Below are 14,020 nucleotides of genomic sequence, written 5' to 3'. Positions count from 1 at the left end.
TTGCGGATTCATACTCCCATTTGCTTATCGATCGCTGACGACCGTTTTAATGTTATTTCTCCTCACTCGCATCCCCATCAACCGCATTCGCCGATTTCCCTGCTGCCATTTCGTTATTCGATTTCTTCATTTCATGTGTCATCTCATCGAGGCTCTGGCGAACGTTCCCTTTCCCGGACAGGTTCTCGAGCAGGCCGCGGACATCAATCCCGGATGATGCTTTCAGTGACTCCTGAAGGGTGGACATCAAGTCCGTTGCATAGCCGGTCACTTTATTGGCGCCGCTGTTTTTCCCGCCTCCGCCTGTATCGACGACGGTGATCTTATCGATGTTGCTCAATGGGCTGGCAATGTTCTTCGCGTATTCAGGAAGCATTTTGAGAACCATATCGAGGATGGCCGCTTGACCGAACTGCTCGAATGCTTCGGCGATTTTCCGTTTGGCTTCCGCTTCGGCAAGACCTTTCAGGCGGATGATTTCTGCCTCGGATTCCCCTTGTGCACGCTGGGCGTCCGCTTTCGCAATCCCGTCGATCCGGACCCTTTCTGCTTCTGCCCTTGCCAATGACTCGACGCGGTATTGGTTCGCATCGGCTTCTGCCATCTGCTTCACTTTCTCCGCTACGGCTGCCTGCTCGACCGCATAGCGATCGGCATCCGCTTTCTTCTTCACTTCTGAATCATATTGACGTTCACGGCGGAGGATCTCTTTTTCCTCCAGCTCGATTTGTTTCTGCCTTTCGATGATTTTGATCTGCATTTCCTGTTCGGTTACTTCCTGCTTCGAACGGGCCGTTTCCAGATCATATGCTTGGTCGGCGCGCGCCTTGGCGATGTCCTGCTCGCGGCGGTAGTCCGCGATTTTCATTTGATTTTCTTTCTCCGCCTCGGCGATCTCCGTCGCCCTTTCCAGCTCAGCTCGTTTCGCATCCTTTGCGGCCTCTGCCTTTTTGATGCGCGTTTCCTTTTCAGCTTCGGCAGTGGCGATGTCTGCGTCCCTTCTGACTTGCGCGATCCTCGGTTTTCCAAGGGAATCTAGGTATCCGTTTTTGTCACGGACATCCTTGATCGTGAAGGAAACGATGATCAGACCCATTTTGGCCAAGTCCTGAGAGGCGACACGCTGCACCTCCTGCGAAAATTTATCGCGGTTTTTATAAATTTCTTCCACTGTCATCGACCCGAGAATCGAGCGCAGATGTCCTTCGAGCACCTCTTTCGCTTCGTTTTCTCGGTCTCCTTTCGTTTTTCCGAGGAATTGTTCAGCTGCTGTCGCAATTTCCCCGATCGACCCGCCGATCTTGATGATCGCCGTACCATCTGCCATGACCGGCACACCTTGCTCGGTATAAACTTCCGGAGTCGTCACCTCCAGCTTGCTCGATAACAGGCTCAAAGGCTCAGCTTGTTGAAAGACGGGAAATACGAATGTACCTCCGCCGCGGATGATTTTGATCTTATTTCCCGACTCATCGACGTGGACGTTCTTTCCCCCTAAATAGCTTCCCGTTACAATCAGTGCTTCATCGGGTCCTGCCGTTCTGTATTTGGACACAAAGACACCGATCAGCGCCAAAATTAAAAATGCTGCAATTCCAATTATGATCCACATTGCTCCCATGCGAGCTCCCCCTATCTATACAGTTCTTCTATTTCTTCATGGGGCGTCACAAAGACGACACCCTGCTTCACCTCAATGATCAACACTTTCGTTCCTTCAGCAATCGATTCATCATCAAAGCTCCTTGCCGACTTTGAGATCATCCCGCTTTTGCTCTCGATGAACACTTCGCCGTACCCGTCGGCCGGTATCGAAAGGATCACCCTTCCGATCCTTCCTTTCAGCGATTCCTCCGTATATCCCAGTGACTCCTCTGCATTCGATAATGGAATAAGGACAAAAACATTCAGCAATGTCACCAGGACCGCGGCACAAATGATGGAAATGATGAGGACCACGATGTTCGACAATGGCGATGCGTACTCAAGGACATATCCGATTGCGGACATAAAGGTAAAAAAGGCCAAGATAATCGTTGGATTGATAAAACCGCCTGTGTCCAGCACCCCATCCAGGAAGTCGCCAAAAAGGATATAGAGGATGGTCAGACTCCCTGAGATGATGAGGATGATTAAATAAACCGTTTCAATTGGCGTTCCAAAAATGGTCATGATCTACATTCCTTAACCGGACTGTTTTTTTTGTGCCAGAATTTCTTTCAGGCGGCCAAGCTCTGCTTCCACCTCTTTATTCCGAGAAATCTCTTTAAGCTCATCATCCAACGATTGATTCACCTGCTGCAAATCTTCATGTGCCTGAACTTCGGCTTCCTGCCTGATTACCTTTTCCTCCATTCGTTGAAATCCGCTTTTCGCATTGGAGGAAGAAGAAGCAGAAACCGCTTGATTCATCACGGCTTTTGCTTTAGCTGCCTGTGCCCTTGCAGCGAGGGTATTCCGCTTCATCTCCATTTCGCGATATTCATTTTTCATCACGCGAAGCTTATCCTTCAGATCAACGACGTGCTGCATCGTCATCGTGTGGAGCTCTTCCAATTGGACCTGCTCTTTTTGGATATTCATCTTATCTTCAATCACTTTTTTTGCGAGCTCTTCTTTGCCTGCTTGAAGGGCGTCCATTGCCTGGTTTTGCCTTGTTTCAAGCAAAGCAGCAAGTTCAGTGTTTTTTCGTGCGAGCAATTTCTCTTCCGCCATCATTTTCGCCGTAGCTCTTTCCGCGTCTTCAATTTCCAGCTTCATTTCCCTTAAATATTGATCCATCAAATGGATTGGATTCTCCGCTTTATCCAGCAGGTCATGGAATTCCGCCTGGACGATTGTCTTCACGCGTTTAAATAACTCGAACATCTTCTTCGCCTCCTTGATTTGTCTTGTTAACAATATGTACGGATAACTTTACAAAAAGTTTCAATATTAGGAAAAATATTCATTAGAGGGACAAAAAATAACCGGGGTGGTTGAATTCCGTTGCAGGATGATCGCATTCCGATGGCCTCGCAGGATGTGAGGTCGTTCGATGTTGGCACACCGACCTGCAGAACTTAATCGAACATTCGCCTTATTTCTCCTAGCTTCACTGTGGAGCCTCGCACCTTCCGCTCCAATCAACATCATATGGGAGTTATTTGAAAGAAAAACTTTTCAAACAACAACCTTTGAGAAAAGAGCAAAAAAAGACGGCAACCTCTGCCGTCTTTTTCGTATTATCCAAGCGCTTCTTCCCATTCCTGATAAAGCTTCTGTTTTTCCACTTCTAAAGTTTGCTGTCTCCCGTATAGCAATTGAAGCTCTTCGAGATCTTGTTCCTGGAGCATATTCGTTTGAATCGAAGCGATGTCCTGCTCCAATTGCTCCATCCTTGATTCAAGGGCATCAAGGTCTACCTTTTTTTGCTTTGGTTCTGTGCGATGCTTGACCGTCGCTTCTGATGCTTGTTTTTCTTCAACGATCTCTGCTTGAATCTCCATCTTTTCCATCATTTTCTTTCGCGCCCATTCATACCCGCCATCGAAAAAGTGGAGGTTTTTATTGTGGATGCAATATGTTTTATGGAAAAGCTTGTTCAAGAAATAGCGGTCATGCGAAACAGCCAGGATGGTCCCGGTGAAATCCTCAAGGGCATCCTCCAGCACATCCCTCGAGTCGATGTCCAAATGGTTCGTCGGCTCATCCAGGATCAGTACATTGATGTCCTGATACATGAGCTGAGCCAAACGGAGCCGCATTCTTTCGCCGCCGCTCAGCTGCCCCACTTTTCGGAACACCGAATGGCCGTAGAATAAGAATTTCGCTAATATATGCCTCCCATCCCCTTCCGTCACGGCCACTTCATCCCGGAATACATCGATGACTCGCATGGCGGGATCATGGTACGTATGATGCTGGGACAAATACCCAAGCTTTAGATTGCTTCCTTGCTTCACTTCCCCTTCATCGATCGCCATTTCTCCCATGAGCATTTTCAAAATGGTCGATTTGCCCGTTCCATTGTCGCCAATGATGGCCGTCCGATCCTGGTAGAACAGTTGAAACTGAATATCTTCGAAGAGAAGCTTGCCTCTAAAAGCCTTTGTGCCATCTTTTATCATTAATACTTCCTTGCCCGATCGATCTGCTGCATCCAGCTGGAGGTTCATTTTCTTCCGCTCCAGAATCGGCTTTTTCAATTTATCCATTCGTTCCAGCGCGCGCTCCATGTTCCGTGCCCTTTTGTGCAAGCCTTCATTCGGCGGATTTGCCCTGTTTGCCCACTCTTTCAATCGCTTGATCGTTTCTTTCATTTTCTTGATTTTTTTCTGCTGCTCCTGATAAGCCTGGAATTCACGCAGCAGCTTTTCTTCTTTTTCCTGGATGAAGCCAGAGTAATTTTGATGGTATATCTGGATCTCCCCATCCTCAAGGTCCATCACTTTATTGACGACTTGATCGAGGAAATAGCGGTCATGGGAAATGATTACCACGGTTCCATCATGCTCCCTCAAGAACTGTTCAAGCCACTCTACCGCAGAAATATCCAGATGATTCGTCGGCTCATCCAAAAGCAGTAGATCCGGACTCTGCAGCAGCAAATACGCTAAGCACACCTTCGTTTTCTCACCGCCGCTGAGCTTTTCAAACTCCTGCGGAAGGAGCTGTTCAATTTGAAGTCCGTTTGCCACCTTTGAAATATTTGCTTCGATTTCATACCCACCGAGGAACGAAAATCTTTCCTGCAGCACCCCATATTTCTCAAGCAAGGTCTGCATCTTGCCTTCATCAAGCTCCTGTTTCATGACATCTTCCATTCCGCGAAGTTCCCGTTCGATCGCCTTCACTTCATCAAATGCTTTCTCCAGCACTTCCAATGCCGTCAATCCTTCATCGAATTGTGGGATCTGCGGCAAGTATCCCACCTTCAGATCTTTTTTCACATGAATCTGTCCTTCATCGACAGGTTCATACTGGGCCATCAGCTTGAAGATGGTCGTCTTCCCCGTTCCATTCGGACCGACCAAGCCGATTCGATCCCCTTCATGAATTTCAAGAGAAAGGTTTTCAAATACTTTATTCCCACCGTACATTTTACTGATTTCGTTCACACTGCATACGATCATGTTCATTCGCTCCTTTAATATAAACGCTCTTTTCGTAAAGTTTGTTGCTATTCATCAAAAGTTTTGTAAGGTTGATTTCCGCTGCAGGATGCTCACTTTCCGAGGGGAGGAAGTCGAGCCTCCTGCTTCGCCTGTGGGGTCTCGACCTTTCCTCTATTTCCCGCAGGACTTTGAAAAGAATTCTTCGAATTCGAATTAACACCGCATGAAGGGAATGCGAATGCATTTCTGAGGAGTCAAGGGTCTTCCGCTACAATCCTACTCTCCGATTGCCTAATGACGGTTAGACAAATACAAAAAAACGTTCTAAAAGATCTGAAGCCATCCGATATATTAAAATTCATTTAATTCTATGCAAAGCCTGTGGTTCTCACCTAGCCCGCTGTTTGCTCTGGAGTCTCGCACCTTCCACTCCAACCAACATCAACAGCCAATATAAAAAAAGACCATGGGGAAGATGCACCTCACCCATGGTCCTCTGGTTAACATGTTTTTCTGTAAAATTGTGCAACAAAAAAAGAGAGCAAGGCGCCCTCTTCATCCGTCCACATTACAGGATTGTTGTTGGGTTAAGAGATTTTCACCGTTCTATCGTCCATATGAAATTGCTTAAAAAAGGGCATACTTGTCCCTTTAGCAAATTCCACATGAAAAATCGCACGGCAAATGTAGATAAATTCTAAAAATTGACCATGCAATCCAACAGAACGTTCCATCTCTTAACACCTCCTTAAATGTCTGAAATATACGAATATTATATAACAAACCTGCCGCAGCTTGCAAGGGGGCAGGTGCGAAATTCCAAGGCGATCAGATTATCCGGGGAGCGCGCCCCTTGTTTTTCGCATAAAATCCGAAAAGCACGCATAAATGTGGATTTCCGCGCATATTTCTGGAAAAGCGCGCATAAAATGAAAGTTCGGCGCATAAATCTTTTTTTCCGCGCATAAACGCTCGCTTCACTAAAAAGCCAAAAATGGACAGGCGCTTGGGCACCTGTCCATACCATTATCTATGCAAGTCGTTTGAAATTCTGTCCTAAAATTTCATTCATATTGTGGACGGTGATGAATGCTTTTTTGTCCACGCTGATGATGAAGTGCTTCAGCCTTGAGAATTCTTTTCTTCCCAAGATGGTTGTGATCACTTCTTTTTGCTCGAAGTTATAGCCGCCTTTTGCCGTATGGATCGTCGCTCCCTTGCCAAGCTCCTGGACAATGAAAGAACGGATTTCATCACTGTATTTGCTGATGATGACCACTTCTTTATTGGTATTGAACTTTTGAAGCATGTAGTCAATGACCAGTCCATTCAAGATGACGCCGAAGAATGCGTACATACCGACTTTTGGCCCGAAAATAAATGTTGAGGACAGGGCGATCAGCAAGTCTGAGAATAGTACGGCTTTCCCGATTTCTATTGAAAAATATTTATTTAAAATCATCGCCGTGATGTCCGTGCCGCCCGTGGAGGCTTTTTGGTTGAACACAATCGCCATCCCGGAAGCTGCGATGCATTGGCCGATGATCAATTGGATCAGGATATCGTCGCTTAATGGATGCGACAATGGTGCAACTTTTTCAAGCAGCCAAACCATGAAGGATAAGGCGAAGCTTGAGTACACCGTTTTAGCCCCGAAGCTGAATCCGAGGAAAATGATCCCTACAATAAATAAGGCTACGTTTGTAATCACCATGAATGTTCCGATCGATAAGGATGGCATGAGGTGATTGAGGACAATCGACAATCCACTGACTCCTCCAGTAGCTAAATTGTTTGGCGATAAAAAGAAGTGAACATTGATGGCAACTAAAAATACGCCTAGGTTCATGTTGAAGAACGTTAATAGTTTCTTTTTCATCACTCATACCCTCCTTCTATTTCCTTTTCATTACTGTCAATTTAATTGCTGGCACAGACGCGATTATAGTAAGCTTACGGTTATTTGTAAACACCTTTGTATGAAAAGAATTATTAAGATTTATGAACCGTTTCCAATCGTTTGAATGTTTGTTGCATTCAGATAATCGTGTACTTTAAAAGGGAGAGGGAATCGGATCGCTTTCCGCGGACGAACCGGCAAGCCTCCTCGCTACGCTGCGAGGTCTTGCCAGCCCGTTTTTCCGCTGGAGTCTCACCAATTCCCTCTTCCTATTTCTTTAAATAGTTCAATTCAAACATTTTTTTGCTTATCATATCGCGAACGGTCTGGCTCCGCTGATCCCACTGGAGTCTACGATTTCCACTCCAATCAACAGCTGGAAACGGGTTAATATCAACCCTAAGCTTTTACAGCCTTTTAGAAAGAAAATAAAAATAACAATATTTGCAAAAAATCCCCATTAATTTTATGTAAAAAACTTTTGAGCGATGCGATGATCCACAACCTGAATACTTAGATGTCCTCGACAAGCGAACAGATTCCCGGCTTTTCAACAGCTTCAGTTTTGAATTACTCCAACAAAAAAAGCTCGAGGATTTAGCATTTCTGCCTTTCCTCAAGCTTCTTTCGCCTTCCATCATCGGTTATCGATTGTTTCCGGGTATAGGTCGTGGTTCATCATGCGGTATTGTGCCATCTCTTCATATTTCGTCCCTGGACGGCCGTAGTTTGTATATGGATCGATGGAGATTCCGCCTCTTGGCGTGAATTTGCCCCACACTTCGATATATCTTGGGTCCATCAACTCGATCAGGTCGTTCATGATGATGTTCATGCAGTCTTCGTGGAAATCACCATGGTTGCGGAAGCTGAACAAATATAATTTCAGTGATTTGCTTTCAACCATTTTTTGATCGGGGATGTAGCTGATATAGATCGTCGCGAAATCCGGCTGTCCCGTTTTCGGACATAGTGAGGTAAACTCAGGACAATTGAATTTGACGAAATAATCGCGATTTGGGTGTTTATTGTCAAACGCTTCGAGAATATCAGGGGAATACTCAAATAGATAGTTCGTTCCTTGGTTTCCCAACAGGGATATATCTTGCAGTTCTTCATCTTTTCTGCCTGTCATAAAAAAATTCCTCCTTGGATTGAATGGAACAAAGAGGAAAGGTTCTATTTCGGTATTAAAAAAACCATACCTCTTAATGGATACGGTTCGCATCATCGTTGCCCTTATCCATAGTTTTTTATAGAGGGTTTGGCTATGAACCTCTCACACTTGCCTAATTTATTTTCCTCGTTATCATATGGGATGCTGCGGAATTTGTCAATATCGCTCCATTTCCCGCGAAATAATTGTCGAAAAACTAGAAGTTTATGGATATTTTAGTTATTTCAAGTCTCTAGTCTATCTACTTATACGAGATAGTGCTATCATTGAATAAAATCTACCACTCTGGAGTGTTTTTCATGCAAGCTCTCATTGATGATTTATCCAAAACTTTATTATCGGGAAATTGGTTCGAAGCTGAAAAGTGGCTGGATGGTGTCCGACAAAAAGGGCTCTCCCCGCTTCACATCCAAGAGGAGATCATCAGGCCCGCCATGTACAAGGTGGGAGTACTATGGGAGAAAAACCAGATTTCGGTGGCAGATGAACATTTAGCTACGATCACGGCTGATTATATTTTGACTCGTCTTCAAGGTTCTCCAGCCGCCTCTGCCAAAAAACCATTGGCGATGCTTTTTTGCTTGGAGGGGGAAGAGCATTACCTAGGATTGAAAATGACGTCAACGATTTTCAAAGCTGCCGGATGGGATGTTAAGATGCTCGGTTCGAATCTTCCCATTGACCATGCAGTCTATTTTGCCCGGAAGTGGAAGCCGGAAGTCATCGGGATTTCGATTTCGATTTCGACTCTCCTTCCTAATCTATTGAAGTGTGAAGAAAAATTAATGAAGCTGCCTCACCAGCCATTGACCTTGATCGGGGGCAGGCTCGTTTCATTTTATAATTTAGAGGAGCACGTAAATCATGATACCATATTGGTTTCTGACCTTTTCGAGTTGGAGGATTGGATTAAAAGCTACTCAAAAGGAAAGGAATATATGGAAGTATAAAAAGGTGGGATACTTTTGTTCGTAATTGAATACATCCCCGTCCCTTTCTTTATCCTAGATTTCAATTATCAAATACTCGACTATTCCGACGCATCATTGGTACTTTCATTTGATAATTCCTTCATGGATTTAGTCGACAAAGAAAGCCAGGCGAAGGTCAGTAAAATGCTTTCAAAAAAAGAGCACGCGAGCGGAAGATTCGAAGTGAATTTAATTCATAAGGACTCTCCTGTCCCTGTTCTTTATGAAATCAGCTTCACTTTCCTATCAAGCAAATCCATGTATTATGTCACTTGCATACAAAAAATCGAAGATACAAAATTCATCCGTCATCAAATGAACATAATCCGGGAGCAGCTGATGCAGAGCGATTCGGAAAAGTTTGATCAATACAAACGGAAAGATTGGATCCAGTTCTTCCAGCCGGTGCTGTCGGACATGCAGATTGCCAATATGCTCACCGATCATAAAAGTCTGAATGAAGCGATTGAAAAAATCGGGCGTATCCAGGACTTATTCGGTGTCCTCAAACCAGACATCATCGAATCCGGTAAAATCGAAAACTTGATCTACATCGAAGAAGAACTGGCTGACTTAAAAGCCACCCTTGATTTTTATGCGACTTTGATCCCCATTTCAAAATCATCCTTCGGGCGTAAAGTAGAATAAATGATTAAAGAAAAAGAGGCTTTCCTGATATCAGGAAAGCCTCTTTTTTAGGTTGTGCAAGGTTGATTTTCTGCTGCGATTATTCCGTCATTTCTTCCCCTCTGGAGAAGAGCAGTTCGCTCAATACACCTTTCAGACGGTTGGAATCGGTGTCCTTTAACTGCTGAGAATCGATGAGCAGCCTGTCTTTCGATTTTTTCCCGGTCCTGAACGACCTTAGAGAATCCATCGGAATGCGGATGCCATGATGGTCTGCGATGGCCACCTGGCTGATGACCGATACCACTTCGGATTTAAAAGTATTCTCCTGATCTTTCTTTCGTTGCGTAATATCTTCACTGACCCTTATCACTTGAGCGATTTTTCCGTTAGGTTTCAATACTGGCACCAGTGTTGTATATTCCCAGCGATTATGTCCTTCCCTATCCTTATAGGAGAGCTCGCCTGTCCATTTCGCGCCGTTGTAAGCTTCATTCCAATGCATAAGGAAGTCGCTTTCTCTAAAATGGGCATCATAGATATCTGATATCGGGTGTCCGATGACTGCTGAGTACTCCTGACTGATCGAGTTAAGGAAATGCTGATTCGTATAGACAATATTCCCATCTCCATCCGTGACAAGGATGGTCGAACCGGTATGCTCGAGTGCCTGCTTGCTCATTTGCAGGTCCTGGTTCATCCCTTTCAGCTCGGTAATATTAACGAGGGTAATGACGATTCCTTCAATAATATTATCGCTCGTGCGGTATGGCATGATCCGCATGCTGAACCATTCGTCTGAATCGGACTTCAATTCTTTTTCAATCGCATGCGTCGTATACAAGACTTCTTGAATATCTTGATTCAGCTCATGATACTCCAGCGTATGGGAAATGTGGTGAATCGGCCTGCCGACGTCCCTTTCAATCAGATTGAACACATTGGATGCTTCAGGTGTAAACAATTTGATATTGAATTCTTTATCCAGGAAGATCGTGGCAATATTCGTATTGATTAGTAGATTATCAATATCATTGTTCAGCTGGATCAATTCCTCGATTTTTTTCTCATAGTCATTGTTTACGGTGATGAGCTCCTCGTTGACGGATTGAAGCTCTTCATTCGTTGATTGTAGTTCTTCATTCGCAGCAATCAATTCTTCATTGGTCGACTGTAGTTCTTCATTGGACGTCTCAAGCTCTTCAATCGTGTTTTGCAGATGCTGCTTCGTGAGGAAAAGCTCCTGCTCCATGTCATGGATCCTTTGCTGAATAAGAAATTCGGGATCATATGGTAGAAGGGCTCTTTCCCTTTTCGTGAATTCAACCTTCTTCTCCTCAAAGAAGAGTGCCGTATAATGAAGTCCTTTATGCGGCAGCAGGACTGGTGCTGCTTTGACATTCAAGCAATATTCCCGATAATCACGGTAGCGGACGTTGATGTCTTCAAACGTAACTTCTTCCTGTGTTTCTTTGACCTTTTTGGCTGCTGCGCCAATGACCACAGACAAGCTTGTCGGGACAATATTATGAATGTTAAAGTTGGATTTGTTCTTTGGAAATGCCAAAAACCGCTGCGCACTGTTCGAAGAAAATACCACTTCACTGTCTTCGTCAATCACGACACAGGCTTCCATGAACTGATCCAAGAGCACAGCATTGAAGTCATCCAGCTGGCTATAGGATTTATAGCTTTTGCCATCTTCAAAAGGATTTGATTTCACATCCTTATTCTGCAAGACATCCTTTTTCTGGACGATGCCATCAGAAACACTGACTTTCCTCGGAGCGGAATTATGAAAGATATTCCACTTGCTATTAATGGTTCCAAACAGATTGGAGAGCCTCCCCAACGTTTCACTCGGCCCCAGGAATAAATATCCATCCTCCCTCAGTGCAAAATGGAATAGCGACAGCACACGCTGCTGCAATTCAGCCTGGAAGTAGATCAAAACATTTCGGCAGCTGACCATATCAAGGTCGACAAATGGAGAATCCTTCGCAATGTTATGCGGTGCAAACACAATCATTTTGCGGATTTCCTTCTTCACGGCATATTCGTCATCTTCACGCTCAAAATATTTATTCAAATAGGCTTGCGGTATCGTGGCGATGACCTGTTCCGAGAACCTGCCAAGGCTTGCGGTCTTGATCGCATCTTTATCTACATCCGTGGCAAAAATCTGCACTTTGATGTCAAGCGACTGCTTCTTGATTTCTTCATTTAGCAGGATCGCTATTGAGTACGCTTCCTGTCCGGTTGAGCAGCCTGCAACCCAAACCCTGATGGTATTGCTTCCGCTTTTTTTCTTTTGCTCGATCAGCTTCGGGAACACTTCCCTTTCCAAATAATTGAACGCTTCTTTATCACGGAAAAAATGTGTGACGCCAATCAATAGATCCTCTTTCAGCGCCTTCGCTTCGCTAGGATTTTCGATTAAATATAACTTATAATCCTCCACGCTATAAAATTTGCGTTCGCTTAAATTCATCCGGCGTTCAATTCGGCGGATGACGCTATTCCTCTTATATTGAGCAAAATCCACATTTGTCCGCTTGTGAATCAATTGAAAAATATCGTTCAACAACTCATCCGAGAAATCAAACCTTTTATAATCAAAATTCTTCAGCAGCTGCTGCGGTATTTCATCCGGCGGCAGGACGAAATCCACCACTCCTTCTTTTCGGGCATTTATCGGCATATCAGGATATTTGGCAGTCTCATCCTGCACGATGCACATACCTCCGCTTTCCCGGATTGCCTTCATTCCTTGCGTCCCATCGGTTCCATTTCCTGACAGAACGATTCCGACTGCCTGATCTCTCAGCTCACTTGCCATCGATGTTAAAAGTTCATCTATTGGAAAATGCGGACTCCTTGATTCAGGATAAGGATCCAACTTTATTTTATTTTCGTCAATTATCGTGATATAGCAGCTTGGCGGGCATAAATAAATCGTCTTTTCATTTATCCTCATGCCGTCTTCCGCAATGACAATATTCATATCCGTTGATTTCTTTAAAAGTTCGGGCATATAACTTTTATAGTTTGGCGAAAGATGCTGTACGACTATAAAAGAAAATAAATGCCCTGACGGAACAGATTGAAAAAAGGCTTCGATTGCCTCCAATCCCCCTGCTGATGCTCCTATGCCTATAATGGTGGGTTTACCATTCGATCTAGAAGTCATTTTACCCCCCCTATTATTCTCTTATTCTATATATTAACAAATTACAGTACGGTTTAATGTAAATTTTGATAATTGGCATTATGTGTAAACGTTTCCATTATGTTTTTCCAAGGTTAAATTTGATTCAGCTTAGCGCCCAGGAACTTTGCAAGCTCTAGCATGCCGTATTTCCCCGCTATTTTCTCAGCATCGGAATTATAGTTCGTGTTTGTATTGACATCATAGGTGAAGATGTCTCCATCGGCATTTTCGATCATTTCGATGCCTGCGATATCAATTCCGCTTTCTTTCAGAAATGCCTCATACCGCTGAATAATCGGATGCTCAAAGTCCTCGATGATTTCAAACTTAGGTTTTTCAGCATCGTTTTCTCCCACAGGACAGTATGCATCCTCTATCTTACATGCATCGGCAGGGCAGAGTTCAAATCCTTCCGATGTATCGACCTTCACGGCATAGATGAACTTTCCTCCGATAAATTCACAGCGTGTGATCGATTGATCCGGAGATTGTATGTATTCTTGAATCAACGTGATTCCATCGATTGACTCTTCAAATTGACCACTGTGAACGTATTCCTCCAATGCTTCCATTGAGTGAAACAGCTGAACCCCAAGCCCTTTGCCTGCACGATTATGCTTGGTGATGAAAGGCGTTTTGCCAAGCTTTCTTGCCGCGTCGATGATTTCTTCTTTCCCGACCGCCGCGATCGTCTTAGGAGTCTGGATTCCGAATTGCTTCAATTTCATATATTGGTGCACCTTGCTGACCTCGAGCCGGATAGCCCTGCTTCCATTGAGGACAATCCTGTCATGGTACTCAAGCCAGCCAAGCACCGATTCCGTCAATTCAGGTGCGTACCGATGATTTCTTGTATGTGAAGATGCACTGATCCGATTATAAAACACACCTTCCGGCGGCGTTCCATCCAACTCTACAATTCCTTTGTCCAAAAACCACTCTTCATAAGGAAGGCCAAGCTCGTCCAATCGATCTGTCAAATGCACCGTCCAATCGCTGTTTTCATGGATGATATAGATTTTCTTCATGGTTGATACC

General features: G+C 44.4%; 11 protein-coding genes and 1 riboswitch. Of the genes, 2 read left to right on the top strand and 9 right to left on the bottom strand.

The window, feature by feature from the left end:
- Positions 1-52: 52 nt before the first annotated feature.
- The 7 genes from D9X91_RS18870 to queF form a co-directional block, all read right to left on the bottom strand.
- The gene (locus D9X91_RS18870) at positions 53-1,621 is read right to left on the bottom strand and encodes a flotillin family protein (RefSeq protein ID WP_121682205.1); all 1,569 of its coding nucleotides are present in this window, start codon (positions 1,619-1,621) and stop codon (positions 53-55) included.
- An 11-nt stretch (positions 1,622-1,632) separates the two neighbouring features.
- On the bottom strand, positions 1,633-2,172 hold the full coding sequence (locus tag D9X91_RS18865; protein WP_121682204.1) for an NfeD family protein: 540 nt from the start codon (positions 2,170-2,172) through the stop codon (positions 1,633-1,635).
- 12 nt (positions 2,173-2,184) lie between these two features.
- Positions 2,185-2,868 carry a PspA/IM30 family protein gene (locus D9X91_RS18860; protein WP_121682203.1) on the bottom strand — a complete coding sequence of 228 codons (684 nt, stop codon included), beginning with the start codon at positions 2,866-2,868 and terminating at the stop codon, positions 2,185-2,187.
- Between the two features lie 356 nt (positions 2,869-3,224).
- Complete coding sequence (gene abc-f, locus D9X91_RS18855; protein ID WP_121682202.1) at positions 3,225-5,114, bottom strand: ribosomal protection-like ABC-F family protein; 1,890 nt, start codon at positions 5,112-5,114, stop codon at positions 3,225-3,227.
- Positions 5,115-5,683: 569 nt separating this feature from the next.
- The gene (locus tag D9X91_RS22785; RefSeq protein ID WP_199738143.1) at positions 5,684-5,830 is read right to left on the bottom strand and encodes an RAxF-45 family protein; all 147 of its coding nucleotides are present in this window, start codon (positions 5,828-5,830) and stop codon (positions 5,684-5,686) included.
- A 296-nt stretch (positions 5,831-6,126) separates the two neighbouring features.
- Positions 6,127-6,975, bottom strand: coding sequence for a YitT family protein (locus D9X91_RS18850; RefSeq protein WP_121682201.1), 849 nt, complete (start codon positions 6,973-6,975; stop codon positions 6,127-6,129).
- A gap of 658 nt (positions 6,976-7,633) precedes the next feature.
- Positions 7,634-8,131 carry a preQ(1) synthase gene (queF, locus tag D9X91_RS18845; protein ID WP_121682200.1) on the bottom strand — a complete coding sequence of 166 codons (498 nt, stop codon included), beginning with the start codon at positions 8,129-8,131 and terminating at the stop codon, positions 7,634-7,636.
- A 104-nt stretch (positions 8,132-8,235) separates the two neighbouring features.
- Positions 8,236-8,281: riboswitch (PreQ1 riboswitch) on the bottom strand.
- Positions 8,282-8,472: 191 nt separating this feature from the next.
- Between queF and D9X91_RS18840 the strand changes: the two genes are divergently transcribed.
- Positions 8,473-9,123, top strand: coding sequence for a cobalamin B12-binding domain-containing protein (locus tag D9X91_RS18840; protein WP_121682199.1), 651 nt, complete (start codon positions 8,473-8,475; stop codon positions 9,121-9,123).
- Positions 9,124-9,138: 15 nt separating this feature from the next.
- Positions 9,139-9,792, top strand: coding sequence for a hypothetical protein (locus D9X91_RS18835; RefSeq protein ID WP_121682198.1), 654 nt, complete (start codon positions 9,139-9,141; stop codon positions 9,790-9,792).
- Between the two features lie 79 nt (positions 9,793-9,871).
- Here D9X91_RS18835 and D9X91_RS18830 read toward each other — a convergent pair whose 3' ends face one another.
- Positions 9,872-12,961 (bottom strand): CheR family methyltransferase, encoded by a 3,090-nt coding sequence (locus D9X91_RS18830; protein WP_121682197.1) that lies wholly within the window; start codon positions 12,959-12,961, stop codon positions 9,872-9,874.
- A gap of 113 nt (positions 12,962-13,074) precedes the next feature.
- Positions 13,075-14,010: an ATP-grasp domain-containing protein gene (locus D9X91_RS18825; protein WP_121682196.1), complete on the bottom strand. Its 936-nt coding sequence runs from the start codon at positions 14,008-14,010 to the stop codon at positions 13,075-13,077.
- Positions 14,011-14,020 lie beyond the last annotated feature (10 nt).

The sequence above is a fragment of the Falsibacillus albus genome (assembly GCF_003668575.1).
In the GTDB taxonomy this organism is placed as follows: Bacteria; Bacillota; Bacilli; order Bacillales; family DSM-25281; genus Falsibacillus; species Falsibacillus albus.
The sequence above is the reverse complement of the archived record's forward strand: the minus strand, read 5'-3'. Positions and strand labels throughout refer to the sequence as shown.

What these genes read in the sequence shown, in the direction of transcription:
- D9X91_RS18870 (WP_121682205.1), bottom strand. Translation starts at nt 1,621, where the DNA reads ATGGGAGCAATGTGGATCATAATTGGAATTGCAGCATTTTTAATTTTG.
- D9X91_RS18865 (WP_121682204.1), bottom strand. Translation starts at nt 2,172, where the DNA reads ATGACCATTTTTGGAACGCCAATTGAAACGGTTTATTTAATCATCCTC.
- D9X91_RS18860 (WP_121682203.1), bottom strand. Translation starts at nt 2,868, where the DNA reads ATGTTCGAGTTATTTAAACGCGTGAAGACAATCGTCCAGGCGGAATTC.
- abc-f (WP_121682202.1), bottom strand. Translation starts at nt 5,114, where the DNA reads ATGATCGTATGCAGTGTGAACGAAATCAGTAAAATGTACGGTGGGAAT.
- D9X91_RS22785 (WP_199738143.1), bottom strand. Translation starts at nt 5,830, where the DNA reads ATGGAACGTTCTGTTGGATTGCATGGTCAATTTTTAGAATTTATCTAC.
- D9X91_RS18850 (WP_121682201.1), bottom strand. Translation starts at nt 6,975, where the DNA reads ATGAAAAAGAAACTATTAACGTTCTTCAACATGAACCTAGGCGTATTT.
- queF (WP_121682200.1), bottom strand. Translation starts at nt 8,131, where the DNA reads ATGACAGGCAGAAAAGATGAAGAACTGCAAGATATATCCCTGTTGGGA.
- D9X91_RS18840 (WP_121682199.1), top strand. Translation starts at nt 8,473, where the DNA reads ATGCAAGCTCTCATTGATGATTTATCCAAAACTTTATTATCGGGAAAT.
- D9X91_RS18830 (WP_121682197.1), bottom strand. Translation starts at nt 12,961, where the DNA reads ATGACTTCTAGATCGAATGGTAAACCCACCATTATAGGCATAGGAGCA.
- D9X91_RS18825 (WP_121682196.1), bottom strand. Translation starts at nt 14,010, where the DNA reads ATGAAGAAAATCTATATCATCCATGAAAACAGCGATTGGACGGTGCAT.